We start from the raw sequence: 13,851 nt of genomic DNA, 5'->3' as shown, positions 1-13,851 counted from the left end.
CCATGACCCAGATCGTTGTCCTGCCGCATCAAGAAGTCTGCCCAGAAGGGGCAGTGATCGAGGCAGAGCCGGGGACCAGCATTTGCGATGCGCTGCTGGCGCACGATATCGATATCGACCACGCCTGCGGCCAAGTCTGCGCCTGTACGACCTGTCATGTCGTCATCCGGGAAGGGTTTGCCTCACTGAACGAAATCGACGAGGACGAAGAAGACATGCTGGACCGCGCCTGGGGCCTGGAGCCGACCTCACGCCTGTCCTGCCAAGCCAAGATCGGCAGCATCCCGCTGGTGGTCGAGATCCCTAAATACTCCTTGAACCACGCCAAGGAAAACCACTGATGGCTGACAGCCCAAGCCAGCAACGCGTTCGTCAGGCCCTGGCCGCCAAGGGCCTTAGTGCGGATATCGTGGAATTCGATGCACACACCCGCACCTCGCAGCAGGCTGCCGATGCAATTGGCTGCCAAGTCGCGCAGATCGCCAAATCACTGGTATTCAAGGCCCTAGACAGCCAGACAGCCTTGCTGGTGATCGCCAGTGGCGCCAATCGCGTCTGTGAGCGGAAGCTGGCGGCACTGATCGGGGAGCCCATCGGCAAAGCAGATGCCGAGTTTGTCCGGCAGCAGACCGGCTTTGCCATTGGTGGCGTGTCACCGGTCGGGCATGTCACCCCCTTGCAGATCGTGATCGACCAGGACATTTTGCAATTTGATACATTGTGGGCCGCCGCCGGCACACCGAACAGCGTGTTCAAACTCACCCCACAAGCCTTGATTGAAGCCAGTGGCGGCAAGCTGGCCGATATCCGCCTCGATTGACCTGGAGCCCACCATGAAATGGACCGATTCCCGCATCATCGCCATCGAGCTGTGCGAAGCACACCCCGACATCGACCCCAAAGCCATCCGCTTTACCGATCTGTTCAACTGGGTGGTTGCACTGCCGGATTTCAACGACGACCCGAAGCACTGTGGTGAGAAGATCCTCGAAGCCATCCAGATGGCCTGGATCGACGAAGCTGAATAAGCCCGCCACGCCATCCCGCCGTAGCGTTCCGCGCCCGACCTGTCCATGGCGACCAGCCATCTGCCTGTATGACCACACCCATTCAAGCTGCTACCTTGCAATTGACCGATACCGGCATACCCTTTTCTTCCGCTTTCGATGATGTGTATCACTCCGACGAGGGTGGCATCGGTCAGGCTCACCACGTATTCATGGCGGGCAACGATCTGCCTGCCCGCTGGCAAGGCAAGCAGCAATGGGTGATCCTGGAAACCGGGTTTGGTCTGGGATTGAATTTCCTGGCCACTTGGCAAACTTGGCGGGCCGATCCGCAACGGTGCGGCACGTTGCATTTCATCTCGCTGGAAAAATATCCGTTTTCCAAAGCCGATCTGCAGACCTTACACGCGCAATGGCCCGAGCTGGCCCCGCTCGCAACCGAGCTACAGGCCCAATGGCCACTGTTGGTGCCGGGCCAGCACCGCTTGCACCTCGATGCAGGCCGGGTGTGTCTGACCTTGGTATTCGGGGATGCGCTGGAAGCAGTGCCCAAGCTGGTTGCAGAGGTGGATACCTTCTATCTGGATGGCTTTGCGCCATCGAAAAACCCGGAGCTGTGGTCCCCCACCCTGTTCAAGCAAATTGCCAGACTGGCCGCCCCTGGCGCCACTGCAGCCACCTACACTGTCGCTGCCATTGTGCGCGAAGGTATCCAGTCTGCAGGGTTCCGGTGGGAAAAACGCCCTGGCTACGGCAAAAAACGGGACATGCTGGTGGCCCACTACCAAAACCCACGCCCCAGTTACCTGAAACGGCACCCACATCAGCGGGCCATTGTGCTGGGCGCTGGGTTGGCGGGCACCAGCGTTGCCCAACGCCTGGCGAGCCGGGGGTGGGCGATCACCGTGTTGGATCGGCGCGACCGCCCCGCTCAGGAATGCTCAGGCAACCCTGTGGGCGCCTTGCTGCCGTTGATGTCGAAAGACGACAACCGCCAATCCCGCCTGAGCCGGGCCAGCCTGCTCTATGCCTGGCGGCACCTGCAGCAGATCGCCCCGCAGGCAGATTGGTGGCGATGCAATGGTGTGCTGCATCAGGCCAGCGATGACAAAGATCTCGATCACCAAGCCCAAGTGGTGGCCGCCTTGGGCTTGCCCACCGACTTTGTCTGCATGCTGGATGCCATTGCAGCCTCCACCCGTATCGGTCACCTGGTGTCACGAGGTGGCTGGTGGTTTGGCCAAGGCGGCTGGGCCAACCCTGGCTCGATCTGCCAAGCCAATCTGCTGGCCTCTCCCCAGGTGCAGACTGTTTTCAATTGTGAAGTGGCACGTATTCATTGGCATACAGACCAGGCGCAATGGCAGTGCCTGTCCGCGACAGGCGAGCTGATTGCCGAGGCACCGGTGCTGGTCCTGGCCAATGCAGGTGATGGACATCTGTTCGAGGCCAGCCAGCACTTGCCTCTGAGCAAAGCCTGGCGTCAGCTGACCTATGTGGCGGCTGGCCAGACCACCGATCTGCAGCATGTGGTGTGTGGTGAAGGCTATATCACCCCCGCCTGGCGAGGCATCCGCGCCATTGGTGCCAGCGAGACCAAGCAACAGGCACCCGATACCCCAGGCCATCACAACAATCTGCGGTTAGCAGAGGGCCTGCTGCCAGGCTTTACCAGCCATCTTGACGCAAGCGGCCAAGCTGGGCGCGTCAGCTACAGGCCGGCCACACCCGATCGCCTACCCATCGTCGGGCCGCTGGCTGATTTAGTGGCTTTCAACCCTCGCAAGCACCACCGGCCAGCCCTGATGCCACGCCTGCCAGGGCTGTATGCCTTGCTGGGGCTGGGCGCCCGGGGCCTGACCTGGAGCGCATTGATGGCCGAGCTGCTCGCCAGCCAGATCCATGCCGAGCCCTTACCGCTAGAGCGGGATCTGGTCGATGCGGTTGACCCTGCTCGGTTCCTGATACGGGCCCAGGCGGGGGCCGACACACTGCAAAGCAATGGTGAATACCTAGACTAGGCAACATCACGCCGGAAATGCAAACGCCCGATGTGATCCATCGGGCGTGGCTTGCAAGCTGACGGATCAGCAGGCGATTACAGCACCAGCGTCATGTCCGACAACAAAGCGCCCGGCAGGCGCATGCTACTGCTTTGTCGGCTGCTGTAGGTCTGGGTCTCCACCAGCAGATCCCGCTCCTGCGTCAAGGCGGACAGATTGTTGCCCAGCATGCGGAACAGGCTGTCATCGAAACGCATGACATTCAATGGCGCCACGATTTCGCCGTTCTCGACCCAAAACGTGGCAAAGCGTGTCATACCCGTCACACGGGCATTCACCCGGTCGGAGAAGTTCAGGTACCACAGGTTGCTGATATAAAGCCCTGTGCCCAATTCAGCCAGTACACGGTCTTGCGCCAAATCGCCCGCTGCCATCTGCAATGACTGGAAGTATTCGCCGTCACCCGCGCCATTCGCCGCAATGCCATATTCGCGTGCGGTACGTGGTGAAATCATGCTACCAGCAAAACGCCCCGCCTTGACCAGATCGACATGCGCGGGTTTGATGAAGCCCTCGCCCTGGAAACCAGGCGCCAAGCCCTCTGCGGTGTGCTCCAGCAGGCTGACCATCGGATTCAGTGCCAGCTCGCCATCCGCCAATTTGATCAGCGAGCTGCGCTTGGTCCGTAAGGATTTCTCTGAAAAACCACCCCAGTTCATCATGCCGACCAGCTCACCGACCGCACTGGGCGTCAGATAGGCGCGATACTGCCCTGGCTTAATGGTTTGCGCTGTTTTTTGCAACAGCAGCAATTGTGCTGCGGCATGATCGAATTTATGACAGAACTGATCACGCTGCCATTCGGTGGCGGCGTAGCCAGCCTTGACTGCTTTGTCGCCACCGGCGTACAGGCTCCAATCCAGGCTGAAGCTGGCTGTCTCATGCCAGTTGCGCTGCCCCCAGCTGTTGGCAAAGCCGGAGAACATCGGGCCACTGGCAAGGAAGCCGACAAAATCATAGCCATTGGCGGCTGCGACCACATCCTCGACAATCGCCTCGCTGCTGGGCAGGCGGGAAGCCTCCTGCCGCTCGGTTGATCGAGGTTCGGTATTCAAGAGCAGATGCGGGTCTTCCGCCACATCGGGCAACAGATCACGGAGCTGCGACAACGCGCCTGTCACACGCGCCTGATCGGACGCCCGACCACCGTTGAGTGACAGCGAGATGGCAGTGTGCTTCTGACCACGAATCAACCGTAGATTCAGGTACAACTGGCTGACCAGTCCCGCCTGGCGGACTTTGCCGTGGTTGAAGCGTACAAAATCAGACTGCTCGCCCGACAGCCATGCGGTGAAATCCTCGCCGCCCTGCAGGCGGGTTTGGATGAAATCCGCCAGCTCGAAGAAATAACTTTTCATCATGCCTCCCCGCCAAACACTTCCACCGCGCCAAACAAACAGGCTGGTGATGCATGCCCTACCCGGATGACCTGGCTGGGCTCCCCTTTGCCGCAGAAAGGTGTACCCATGATGTCCACAGTGTTCTTATCACCCACCGCTTTCAGCGAGCGCCAGAAGGTGGCTGAAATGCCGCGATAGTTCGGGTTCTTGACGACATGCTGGATCTGGCCGTCTTTGATCAGCCAGCCTTTCTCACACCCGAACTGGAACTTGTTACGCGAATCGTCAATCGACCAGCTGACGTTGGTGTCCATCATCACGCCATATTCGATCGAGCTGATCATTGCGTCCAAGGTCTGGTCACCCGGCTCGACATTCAGGTTGGCCATGCGATCGATCGGAGCGCGATTCCACGAGCAGGCTCGTGAGTTGGCAACACCGGGTATGCCCGCGCGTGCCTGGCTGATGGTGCCGCCGAGCGGACGCTTCAACAGCCCGTTTTCGATCAACAACACCTTGTCCCCAGGCGTACCCTCATCATCCCAGCCATAGGCGGCAAATTCATTTTGCAGGGTCGGGTCATAGCTGACATTCAACAGAGAGGAGCCATATTGGTACTGGCCGAACATGTCCTGGGTCACAAAACTGGTGCCCGCATAGTTACGTTCATCACCCAGGATGCGATCCAGCTCCAGCGGATGGCCGATCGACTCATGGATCTGCAGCATCATCTGTTCAGGCTTGAGCAGCAGATCCATGGTGCCTGTCGGGCAATTGGGGGCGGTCAGCAGCTCCAGTGCCTCTTCTGCAACGCGGCGGCCCGATCCGATCAGGCCGGACTGCTGGATCACCTCCATCCCCCCTTGGCGGCAATAGCCATTGTATTGGCCACCCAGGCTGCGAGATTGGCTGTCGCCATCACCAAACGCGGTGACCACTAGGCCCGGTATCACGAAATCGAAGCTCTGCAGGACCTCCGCACCATCATGCGTCAGATAGAGCTGGTGGGTCTGTTTCAGCTCAAGATACGCATGCCAATCGACGATCTTGTCGTTGATACGGCATGCGCGTGATTCGGCCATCAGCAGATCAAGCAGTTCACGGCGTGACCAGCGCGCCAGCGCCGAAGGTGGGCTTTGATATTGGCCAACGGGCCGGGGCAGCTCGATAGTGCTGTAATCAAACACCGAATGCTGTCGGCTGGCCTCAGCCCAGGCTTTGGCCTGCTCTAATGCTTTGGCCAACCCTGCCTGTGAGATATCCGAAGTGGCGGCATAGCCATAGCCCCCTCGATGGATGACGGTGATCATGACACCGCTGTCCAGGGTCAGCATCGTTGGTTGTTCTATATCCTGCCTGACAGCGAAGGATTCGCTGCGTTCCTCCACCCAGCGTAACGAGCAGAACTCGACACCCGGACTCAGCTGGCGGAAGCGTTGCTTGACTTCCTCGATCATGCTGCACTCTCCTGTATGGCCACTGGGCATACTGCGGCCCTGCGTGAGCCTTATTTAAGTTCAAACGCACTTGGATAGGTGCGCTGGTAATAATCCTTCACCTCGTCATGCGACAGGCTCAGGAAGTGCTTGAAACCCGGCAAGACCATGTAGCCTGAGATCATCACGCCCATGATGGTGCCATACACCACAAACAACTGATCAACCGGCAAGGCCAGCAATGCCACCCCTGCCAATGTCGCGCCAATCGCGCTGCCAGATTCATATATCGCCAAATTGACCGCCATCAGGCGTCCCCGGAAATTTTCTGGCACAGCCAACATACGGTGAGTCTGGCCATTCAACACAAAACAGGACAAGGAAATACCCACCAGCGCAAAACAGATGGATAGCAGGATCGGCTGTTTCAGCAAACCCGCCAAGATGACCCCCACCGCCTCGCCTGCAATCGCCAGCAGGTTGACATGGAATCGGCCAAAGCGTGCATTCAAGCGCCGCGCCACCACCAACGGGCCTAGCATCATACCAATCGACAGGCCCATTTCGACCACCCCCAGCCACCCACCCGATAAACCATGGTGTTTGACCAGCAGCGGCACCAGCATGCCCGTTGTCGGGGCGAAAAAGATGATGTAGAGAAAAGAGAGCGATGTCCAATACCGCTCCATCGGGATACGCCAACGAACCAGAATGCCCTGTTTGAATTCATGCCACCATTGCTGCAGGCTGGGTTTGCCAGCCGCTTTCCGGGGCATGGGGGGAATACGGAAAACCACCAATGAAGCGATCAAAGCGCCTGCCAGCGCAAACAACAATGCCGCGCCTTCACCGGCCACCGCCAGCGACACACCGCCCAGTGCGGGCCCGATGGTACGGCCAAAAGCCTGCGCCGATTTCTGCATGGCGAAGGCTTGCTGCAAATGCCCTGGCGGCACTACATCTGCCACCACCGATAGCGAGGCAGGCACAATCAGCGCCATGCACACAGCGCCAATCAATTCGATGCCGATGATCAGATAGATATGGTAGAAATGCAGCAAAGCGGCCAGCGCCAGCATACCCACAGCCATGGCTTTGATCAGCATCGCAAGGGCAAGCACTTTGCGCTTGTCCAACCTGTCGGCAAAAGGCGACAACAGCGGCGTCAATACCAGAATGACGATCGAGAAGCTGGCGCCATAGAGCGCCAGATCCTTTGCTCCACCGTGGCTGGCAATCCACCAGGACAGACCCACCTTGCCTGCCATCAGGCTGATCAACATCAGCAAATCGAACAATATGAACAGTGCAAAATGGCGGCCCGTGTCGCGCAACGATTGCCGGATGGATTCAAGCATGGGATGTGTATCAGTCGAATGTAAAAAATACGGCGAGCATGACACCTCCCATTCCCAAACCAAAATCACCGGTGTTCTGATGACTGGGGTTTGGAAACGGTAAGCATCGGCCCGCCGCCAACATTTTAAGGGGACAACTGATACTAGCGTAGCTATGACCACCCTAGATAGATACAGTTCCCGTACATTGCGAACAACACATGCCATCTCGCCTGAATGCCAGGCCAAGACTGGATTTCGTGCAGCCAGCGTATCAAATGGCAACGCTTTCCAAGCGACTCAAAGCGAAAACGCCGTGCCTCTTGTTCAAGGTACGGCGTTTTGGGGTTCAGGTACCGCTGGTGCTTAACTCAGCATCATCCGGTAACAATCAACTCAGCACGGCATGTCCGCCCCTTTTCGGGAGTAGAACCACCAAGTCACCACTAGGCAGCTCAGATAGAACAGGATAAAGCTGTACAGGGCGGCATCGACAGAGCCGGTCAAGTCAATGGATGTCCCAAAGCTCTTGGGGATGAAAAAGCCACCATATGCGCCGATGGCACCCGAGAACCCGAGAACCGCTGCAGATTCCTTGCCAGCGTCCAAGCTGGCTTGGCGCTGTGCCGCTTCATCCTTGCCTTGTGCTTCACGTTGACGCTCGGTCAGGAAGATGATCGGGATCATACGGAATGTCGAGCCATTGCCAATGCCTGTCAGTGCGAACAACAGGATGAACATAGTCAGGAATCCTTGGAAATTGCCAGGGCTACCTGCATGTGGCATGAAATGAAGCACCCCGAAGACCGCCACGGTCATACCGACAAAGACCCAGAATGTGACCCTGGCCCCGCCGATCTTGTCGGATATCCAGCCACCGATCGGTCTGACCAACGCCCCCACCAACGGCCCCAGGAAGGCGTACTGGGTAGGGTTTACATCAGGGAACTGCGATTTGGTCAGCATGGCCAAGCCAGCCGAGAACCCGATGAATGAGCCAAAGGTGCCGATGTACAGCCAGCACATCAACCAATTGTGCTTGCGCTTGAAGATCACAGCCTGATCAGCAAAGGAGGCTTTGGCATCAGCGATGTCGTTCATACCAAACCACGCAGCGACAGCCGCCACCACAATGAATGGCACCCAGATGAAGCCCGCGTTTTGCAACCAGATATGCTTTTCGACACCGTCTTTGACAAAGGTGGCCGGGTCGCCTGACAACGCACCAAATACCGCACCGGAAATCACCACGGGGGTCAAAAACTGTACCAGGGACACGCCCAGGTTGCCGATCCCTGCATTCAGCCCTGTCGCCAGTCCTTTTTTATGCTTTGGAAAGAAGAAGCTGATATTGGCCATGGATGAGCTGAAGTTGCCGCCGCCCAAGCCGCACAGCAGCGCCAATATCAATAAGGTCGGGTAGGAGGTAGTCGGGTCCTTCAGCGCCATTCCCATGCCAACGGCTGGGATCAACAGGCTGGCGGTTGAAATGGCTGTCCACCTGCGGCCACCAAATATGGGCACCAGAAACGAGTAGAAAATCCGTAGCGTCGCGCCCGATAGCGCGGGCAAAGCGGTCAACCAGAACAGCTGGTTCTTGGTGAAAGAAAACCCAGCCTTGTCCAGATTCACCACCACCACACTCCACAGCATCCAGACGCTGAAGGCCAACATCAGTGCCGGAATGGAGATCCAGAGATTACGGTTCGCGATACGCTCACCTTGGTTTTGCCAAAAGCCACTGTCTTCTGGCTCCCAGCGTTTCAACACATGTGCTGTCATGATGCTACTCCATCTAGCGATTTGTCCTTCGACGGGTGGTGTGAACCACCACCCCTATACACTCAAGCTTTGGCGGTTCCAGTCATTGTCTGATTGACCACCGTTGCACAGCTCTCAGGTTTGAAGCTGTAATGCATCCAGACCAAGCTGACACACACTGTGCCGTACAACAGCATGAAGCAGCTGGAGCGCACACCAGTCAGGTCCACCAGCACACCGAACATGATGGGCAGAATGAATCCCCCCAACCCACCAGCCAAACCCACAATGCCTGACACCGCACCGATGTTGTTGCCAAAATCATCCGAAATGAATTTGAATACCGAAGCCTTGCCAATCGCGGTTGCAATCCCCACCACGAACAACAGGGCGGTGAACATCCAAGGATTCAGACCCACATGCATGGCAACTGGGCCATTGATAGTGGTGATCACCATCTGTGTCTGCGGATAGCTCAGGATGAAGAAGGCTACCCAGCACACCCACATCACCCACCAGGTAGTCTTGTAAGCACCATAGCGGTCGGAAATCCATCCCCCCAGCGCACGCAACACCCCACCCGGCAGGGAGAAGCAGGCGGCCAACAACGCGGCCAATTTCATGTCGAAGCCATATTCACCGACGTAATACTTGGTCATCCACAAGGCCAAGGCGACATAGCCACCAAATACCACGGAGTAATACTGGCAATAACGCCACACCCTTGGGTCTTTCAACATTTTCAACTGATCAGCCAAACCCACGGTGGAAGGCACGTTGTGTGCAGGGTTCGTAGAAGAGAACACCCAGAACAGAATGGCCATCACCAACATGACAACCGAATAGACCTGCGGCACGATCATCCAGGTCCCGCCGGCCATGGCAATCAGCGCCGGCGCCAGGAATTTGGTGACAGCCGAACCAGAGTTACCCGCACCAAACACCCCCATCGCCAAACCCTGACGATGCTTGGGAAACCATCGCGCAACATATGGCGTACCCACTGAGAATGAGCCACCCGCCAAACCCACAAACAGGCCAAGCACCAGGAAATGCCAATATTCGGTGGCATATTGCATCATCCAGATCGGCACGACAGTGGATAGCATCAAGACAAACAACACGATCCGCCCGCCAAACCGGTCGGTCCAGATCCCCAGCGGTACCCGGACCAAAGACCCTGTCAATACAGGCGTTGCAGTCAACAAACCAAATTCGGTTTCATTCAGTCCCAATTGCTTTTTGATCGGAATGCCAATGATGGCGAACATCATCCACACCATGAAACACACCGTAAAAGCCATGGTGCTCGATACCAATACCGACAACTGCTTGCGACTCTCTTGAGCCATGATTGTTACCCCCACAACGGTCAATCGCGAAGCCTTCCATGACGAGGCATCTGCCAAGGGCCTTGTGGATCAGCTTCATATCAGCGAACTGCCGGAAACCATTTCACCAGGGCTTTGTCACATTCGGGCTTGCATACATGGCATGCTATGCCCACATGATGGTTAAGAGTATTCACCGTAAGTGGTGCTGGCATTTGGCGGAAGACTTAGGCAAGGTAGGTCATATGTCGAGGCAGGCTAGTTCGAAAGCACTATTTGCCACGGGGGCGGAAGCCATGGCGCTGCAGGTGCGAGCACCAGAAGAACATCCTTACATTCGTAATTATAGATTTAAAGTAAGTAATTGATATAAAAAGAGGTGTAAATATTTACTGTAAATGATCGCTTTTTTTCGAATTATGATAAGCACGCCTTTTGCAGCATCATGAGTATTCCACGCACATATCGCCTTATTCAGTAATTCAAGTATGATCATCATTCATTTGGTTTAATTTTTTGTGTCGAGTAAATACAATTGCCAACCCCATCAATACTGCTGTCATGTCATATGGCCAGGCAAACCAGATGAAATGGCTCTGTTTGTTTAGCATTTTATGCTGTGCATCGATCACCTCGATACATGCGGGAGAACTGACCATTGCGTATCGAGACCATAAAGAAATTTATGATGACCGCCAGCTGGAATCCATGCCTCAAACCGGCATCCAGACTTACACCCAGTGGAACCCAGATGATGTCCACTACGAAGGCCCAAAACTCTCTCATTTTTTGAAACTACGTCACGCCAATTCAGTGACCGTGATTGCCGCCAACGGCTATGTTTCATCCCTGCCATTGGCTGACATTGAACGCTACCAACCCATTCTGGCACTATCTGGAAATGGGCGGAAATTGACGATTAAAGAAAAAGGTCCTTATTTGATCATGTTTCCTTATCGGCAACACTCAGAATTGCGGCGCGTCTCTCGCGAAAATCTATTTGTATGGTACGTAAAGAAAATAATCGTTCATTGACAAACCCAATTTTCCAGTGGCGGCTACACCTCTCAGGAAAAGGCATTGTCATCATTGGGCTCATCGCAATATTGACCGCAGGATTCATTGCCACCAAACTGGTCGACTTACATCAAGCGCTAGATACCCGACGGAAAATTAACGATCTCTATTGGCTTCCCTCCCAGATGGATCGCGAGCTGGGTCTGCTCTCAGAAGAGGCGGCCATGACCCTTGCCAAGCAGCCCTCGAAAGACACCCCGCTGTCCATGCGCATCGACTTCATCAACAATCGGCTGGATGACATCCTCAACGCCAATTTCGGCAGCCAAAAATACCTAAAAGCAGTGGATGGCTTTGATGCTTACATCAATCGACTACAAGCGCTGACCGCCTATTTACAGGACGTCAAGGGGCGGATGACACCCACACTACTGGAAGAGGTGATCCACAAGGTTGCAGCCGAACGCGAGCGGAACGAGGCATTTGCAATCCAGACACGCCTGGTAGAGCAACAATATGACGAGGATCACGAAGCACGCATCCAGCATGCCACCCAGACCATTTTCCAGCTACTGGTGATCATTGCCGGGCTGCTGTTGATGATCTGCATCATCTTGTACATCGAAACACGTCGCATTCGCGCCCAATTCATTCAGCGACAACAGGATAGCCTGGCTCAAAGCGCCGTATTGGCCGGCATCAGCCACGAATTCCGCACACCATTGCAAAGCATCGCTGCCAACATCCAAATCGTCTCCAAATCGCTGCCCCCAGGCAACAGCGCGAGCAAACCGGTGCAGCGTCTGAATGCATCCATCATGCATCTGGAATCAATCATCGATGGCCTGATCGATCAAGCCGCGATCTGCAGCAATCAACTTACCCTGACCTATGACCGGACAGACGTCCTGCAAGTCATTCACCAAGTCATGGAAGCCTTGAATTATCGGGCGGAACAACGTGGGTTGACCTTGTTGGCGGACTTGCAACCATTGAAACCCGTCATCACCGATGAGAAACGTCTTCGTCAGATTCTCTGGAACCTGCTGTCAAATGCGATGAAATATACCGACATCGGTGGTGTCACCGTCAGTGCCAATATCCAAACCGATCACAGCCCCGTACTCATCATTGTCGTAAAAGACACCGGGGTGGGCATTCCTGATGCCTTTTTGAAGCAAGTCTCCCCCCCTTTCAGCCAGAGCCCAAACAAACGCGGCGGAACAGGATTAGGGTTATGGCTGGTAAAAAGCCTGGTCGAGGCCATGGGCGGGCATTTCAGCATCCATAGCGTAATGGATGCCGGCACCACCCTCACTGCGTTCATCCCGGTGCAATTGACGGAAGATCCAAGCGACACTACTTCAGCGCCACGTTCATTGCATGTAGAAGTCCAGGCATGATCCGATCCCCTGGTACCTACAAGCCGGCGCGATCAGGGCATGCCAACAGGCAACCAAACAGCCTTGCCCAACTGGTTAAGTGATTGGACTGAAGCAACGGTCAAATCAATGATGCCACTGCAGATGCATCCCCCTACCCCACCAATCAAAGGGCTAGAGCCAATTTTCAGGTAGCCTCATCCGTTGAGTGCCAACATCTGACGCAGCCGAGACATCGCTCGTTGATAAGGTGGCCTACCGCTACCACTGATATGGATGGTTTGCTCAAACCAGCGGCAACTCGTTCGTCGGATGGCCATCGTGGTAATGACGTAAATGGTCAGCCGCCATTGCAAACGCCTTCAGGTGGTTCGGAAAATGGATGTAAGCCGACAACTCAGCCTCTGGAATAAACCGATATCCCCCGCAGGCTGGCATTGAGCGTGATGATGTCATCGACAATGCAAGCTATTCAAGGCTTGCATTTTCTGCCTGTGCTCAGAGAAGCCCAAAGGATGACAAAATACCGCCCAAGCAACATCAACCACAAACAATTTGACGTTAGCAAACCGTTTCTGAAAAGCATCCGCATGAGAGCAAGTCCTTGACGAAGACATTTGTCCAAAGTAATTTGCGCGGCGCTATATCCACTGATAAGTAGTTGCCAAACTGCGAATGACGACTCAATACCAATCTGTAATTCGCCCAACTGGCTTTTTGGGCGCGATTTTCAAAAGACGTTGAACGGATTCTGCCATGCTGGTCTATGCCAATAATTTCAGCTTCGAGCCTAAAAACGGGACTGAACAGATCATTCAGTTGGTTGCGAAGTGGGTTGGACAACGTGCGAAACAGCATGTGAATGCTAAGCGGCTCGCAGAGGGGATTCGTGAGCTGCGCCTAGATGATGGGAGCACTCTGACCTCACGTGCCACGGTGTCAGTGGAAAAGAAGGCGACCTTGACCTTTCCCCGTTAGGTATCCCAGTCTTTAATTAGCAACCTGGGTCCTCTGTTGGTGGTACTTCTGCCGGAATTCTTCCGGCGTTAAATATCCCAGCGCACTATGTGGCCGGGAGCGGTTGTAATCGAGACGCCATGCCTCGATCTTCTGCTGCGCATCATGAAGGTTCCGGAATACATGCTGATTCAAGCACTCCTCGCGAAACCTCCCGTTA

13 protein-coding genes are annotated in these 13,851 nt (G+C 55.5%); 7 read left to right on the top strand and 6 right to left on the bottom strand.

The window, feature by feature from the left end; all coding sequences use genetic code 11:
- Positions 1-2 precede the first annotated feature (2 nt).
- From fdx to mnmC, 4 genes are all read left to right on the top strand, one after another.
- Positions 3-341, top strand: a complete 339-nt coding sequence (gene fdx, locus HNQ59_RS03835; RefSeq protein ID WP_184035458.1) for an ISC system 2Fe-2S type ferredoxin — start codon at positions 3-5, stop codon at positions 339-341.
- Positions 341-820, top strand: coding sequence for a YbaK/EbsC family protein (locus HNQ59_RS03830; protein ID WP_184035456.1), 480 nt, complete (start codon positions 341-343; stop codon positions 818-820). The genes fdx and HNQ59_RS03830 overlap by 1 nt, the downstream gene beginning before the upstream one ends.
- Positions 821-833: 13 nt before the next feature.
- On the top strand, positions 834-1,028 hold the full coding sequence (gene iscX / locus HNQ59_RS03825; RefSeq protein ID WP_184035453.1) for a Fe-S cluster assembly protein IscX: 195 nt from the start codon (positions 834-836) through the stop codon (positions 1,026-1,028).
- A 68-nt stretch (positions 1,029-1,096) separates the two neighbouring features.
- Entirely contained in the window at positions 1,097-3,028 is a 1,932-nt protein-coding gene (gene mnmC / locus HNQ59_RS03820) for a bifunctional tRNA (5-methylaminomethyl-2-thiouridine)(34)-methyltransferase MnmC2/FAD-dependent 5-carboxymethylaminomethyl-2-thiouridine(34) oxidoreductase MnmC1 (protein WP_184035450.1), read from the top strand.
- Between the two features lie 77 nt (positions 3,029-3,105).
- Here the strand turns inward: mnmC and HNQ59_RS03815 are convergent, their stop codons facing one another.
- The 5 genes from HNQ59_RS03815 to HNQ59_RS03795 form a co-directional block, all read right to left on the bottom strand.
- Complete coding sequence (locus HNQ59_RS03815) at positions 3,106-4,431, bottom strand: TldD/PmbA family protein (RefSeq protein ID WP_246490837.1); 1,326 nt, start codon at positions 4,429-4,431, stop codon at positions 3,106-3,108.
- Positions 4,428-5,867 (bottom strand): TldD/PmbA family protein, encoded by a 1,440-nt coding sequence (locus tag HNQ59_RS03810; RefSeq protein WP_184035445.1) that lies wholly within the window; start codon positions 5,865-5,867, stop codon positions 4,428-4,430. The genes HNQ59_RS03815 and HNQ59_RS03810 overlap by 4 nt, the downstream gene beginning before the upstream one ends.
- 50 nt (positions 5,868-5,917) lie before the next feature.
- Positions 5,918-7,204: an MFS transporter gene (locus HNQ59_RS03805; protein ID WP_184035442.1), complete on the bottom strand. Its 1,287-nt coding sequence runs from the start codon at positions 7,202-7,204 to the stop codon at positions 5,918-5,920.
- Positions 7,205-7,579: 375 nt separating this feature from the next.
- Positions 7,580-8,965 carry a NarK family nitrate/nitrite MFS transporter gene (locus HNQ59_RS03800; RefSeq protein ID WP_184035439.1) on the bottom strand — a complete coding sequence of 462 codons (1,386 nt, stop codon included), beginning with the start codon at positions 8,963-8,965 and terminating at the stop codon, positions 7,580-7,582.
- Positions 8,966-9,027: 62 nt separating this feature from the next.
- Positions 9,028-10,296 carry an MFS transporter gene (locus tag HNQ59_RS03795; RefSeq protein ID WP_184035436.1) on the bottom strand — a complete coding sequence of 423 codons (1,269 nt, stop codon included), beginning with the start codon at positions 10,294-10,296 and terminating at the stop codon, positions 9,028-9,030.
- A gap of 564 nt (positions 10,297-10,860) precedes the next feature.
- On the opposite strand from HNQ59_RS03795, the gene HNQ59_RS03790 reads away from it, so the two are divergent.
- The 3 genes from HNQ59_RS03790 (at position 10,861) to HNQ59_RS03780 (ending at position 13,652) form a co-directional block, all read left to right on the top strand.
- The gene (locus HNQ59_RS03790; RefSeq protein WP_184035433.1) at positions 10,861-11,310 is read left to right on the top strand and encodes a putative pterin-binding protein; all 450 of its coding nucleotides are present in this window, start codon (positions 10,861-10,863) and stop codon (positions 11,308-11,310) included.
- Between the two features lie 167 nt (positions 11,311-11,477).
- A complete protein-coding gene (locus HNQ59_RS03785; RefSeq protein WP_184035430.1) occupies positions 11,478-12,695 on the top strand; it encodes a sensor histidine kinase in 1,218 nt (405 codons plus the stop codon).
- A gap of 735 nt (positions 12,696-13,430) precedes the next feature.
- A complete protein-coding gene (locus HNQ59_RS03780; RefSeq protein ID WP_184035427.1) occupies positions 13,431-13,652 on the top strand; it encodes a hypothetical protein in 222 nt (73 codons plus the stop codon).
- 12 nt (positions 13,653-13,664) lie between these two features.
- On the opposite strand, the gene HNQ59_RS03775 is transcribed toward HNQ59_RS03780, so the two are convergent.
- A partial coding sequence (locus HNQ59_RS03775) for an integrase core domain-containing protein (RefSeq protein ID WP_184035425.1) occupies positions 13,665-13,851 on the bottom strand: 187 nt, incomplete at its 5' end.

The organism is Chitinivorax tropicus, assembly GCF_014202905.1.
GTDB lineage: Bacteria > Pseudomonadota > Gammaproteobacteria > Burkholderiales > SCOH01 > Chitinivorax > Chitinivorax tropicus.
Note: the sequence above shows the minus strand (reverse complement) of the source record. Positions and strands in the feature narration are given on the sequence as shown.

What these genes read in the sequence shown, in the direction of transcription:
- iscX (WP_184035453.1), top strand. Translation starts at nt 834, where the DNA reads ATGAAATGGACCGATTCCCGCATCATCGCCATCGAGCTGTGCGAAGCA.
- HNQ59_RS03785 (WP_184035430.1), top strand. Translation starts at nt 11,478, where the DNA reads ATGGATCGCGAGCTGGGTCTGCTCTCAGAAGAGGCGGCCATGACCCTT.
- HNQ59_RS03790 (WP_184035433.1), top strand. Translation starts at nt 10,861, where the DNA reads ATGAAATGGCTCTGTTTGTTTAGCATTTTATGCTGTGCATCGATCACC.
- HNQ59_RS03780 (WP_184035427.1), top strand. Translation starts at nt 13,431, where the DNA reads ATGCTGGTCTATGCCAATAATTTCAGCTTCGAGCCTAAAAACGGGACT.
- HNQ59_RS03815 (WP_246490837.1), bottom strand. Translation starts at nt 4,431, where the DNA reads ATGATGAAAAGTTATTTCTTCGAGCTGGCGGATTTCATCCAAACCCGC.
- HNQ59_RS03795 (WP_184035436.1), bottom strand. Translation starts at nt 10,296, where the DNA reads ATGGCTCAAGAGAGTCGCAAGCAGTTGTCGGTATTGGTATCGAGCACC.
- HNQ59_RS03805 (WP_184035442.1), bottom strand. Translation starts at nt 7,204, where the DNA reads ATGCTTGAATCCATCCGGCAATCGTTGCGCGACACGGGCCGCCATTTT.
- HNQ59_RS03830 (WP_184035456.1), top strand. Translation starts at nt 341, where the DNA reads ATGGCTGACAGCCCAAGCCAGCAACGCGTTCGTCAGGCCCTGGCCGCC.
- mnmC (WP_184035450.1), top strand. Translation starts at nt 1,097, where the DNA reads ATGACCACACCCATTCAAGCTGCTACCTTGCAATTGACCGATACCGGC.
- fdx (WP_184035458.1), top strand. Translation starts at nt 3, where the DNA reads ATGACCCAGATCGTTGTCCTGCCGCATCAAGAAGTCTGCCCAGAAGGG.
- HNQ59_RS03800 (WP_184035439.1), bottom strand. Translation starts at nt 8,965, where the DNA reads ATGACAGCACATGTGTTGAAACGCTGGGAGCCAGAAGACAGTGGCTTT.
- HNQ59_RS03810 (WP_184035445.1), bottom strand. Translation starts at nt 5,867, where the DNA reads ATGATCGAGGAAGTCAAGCAACGCTTCCGCCAGCTGAGTCCGGGTGTC.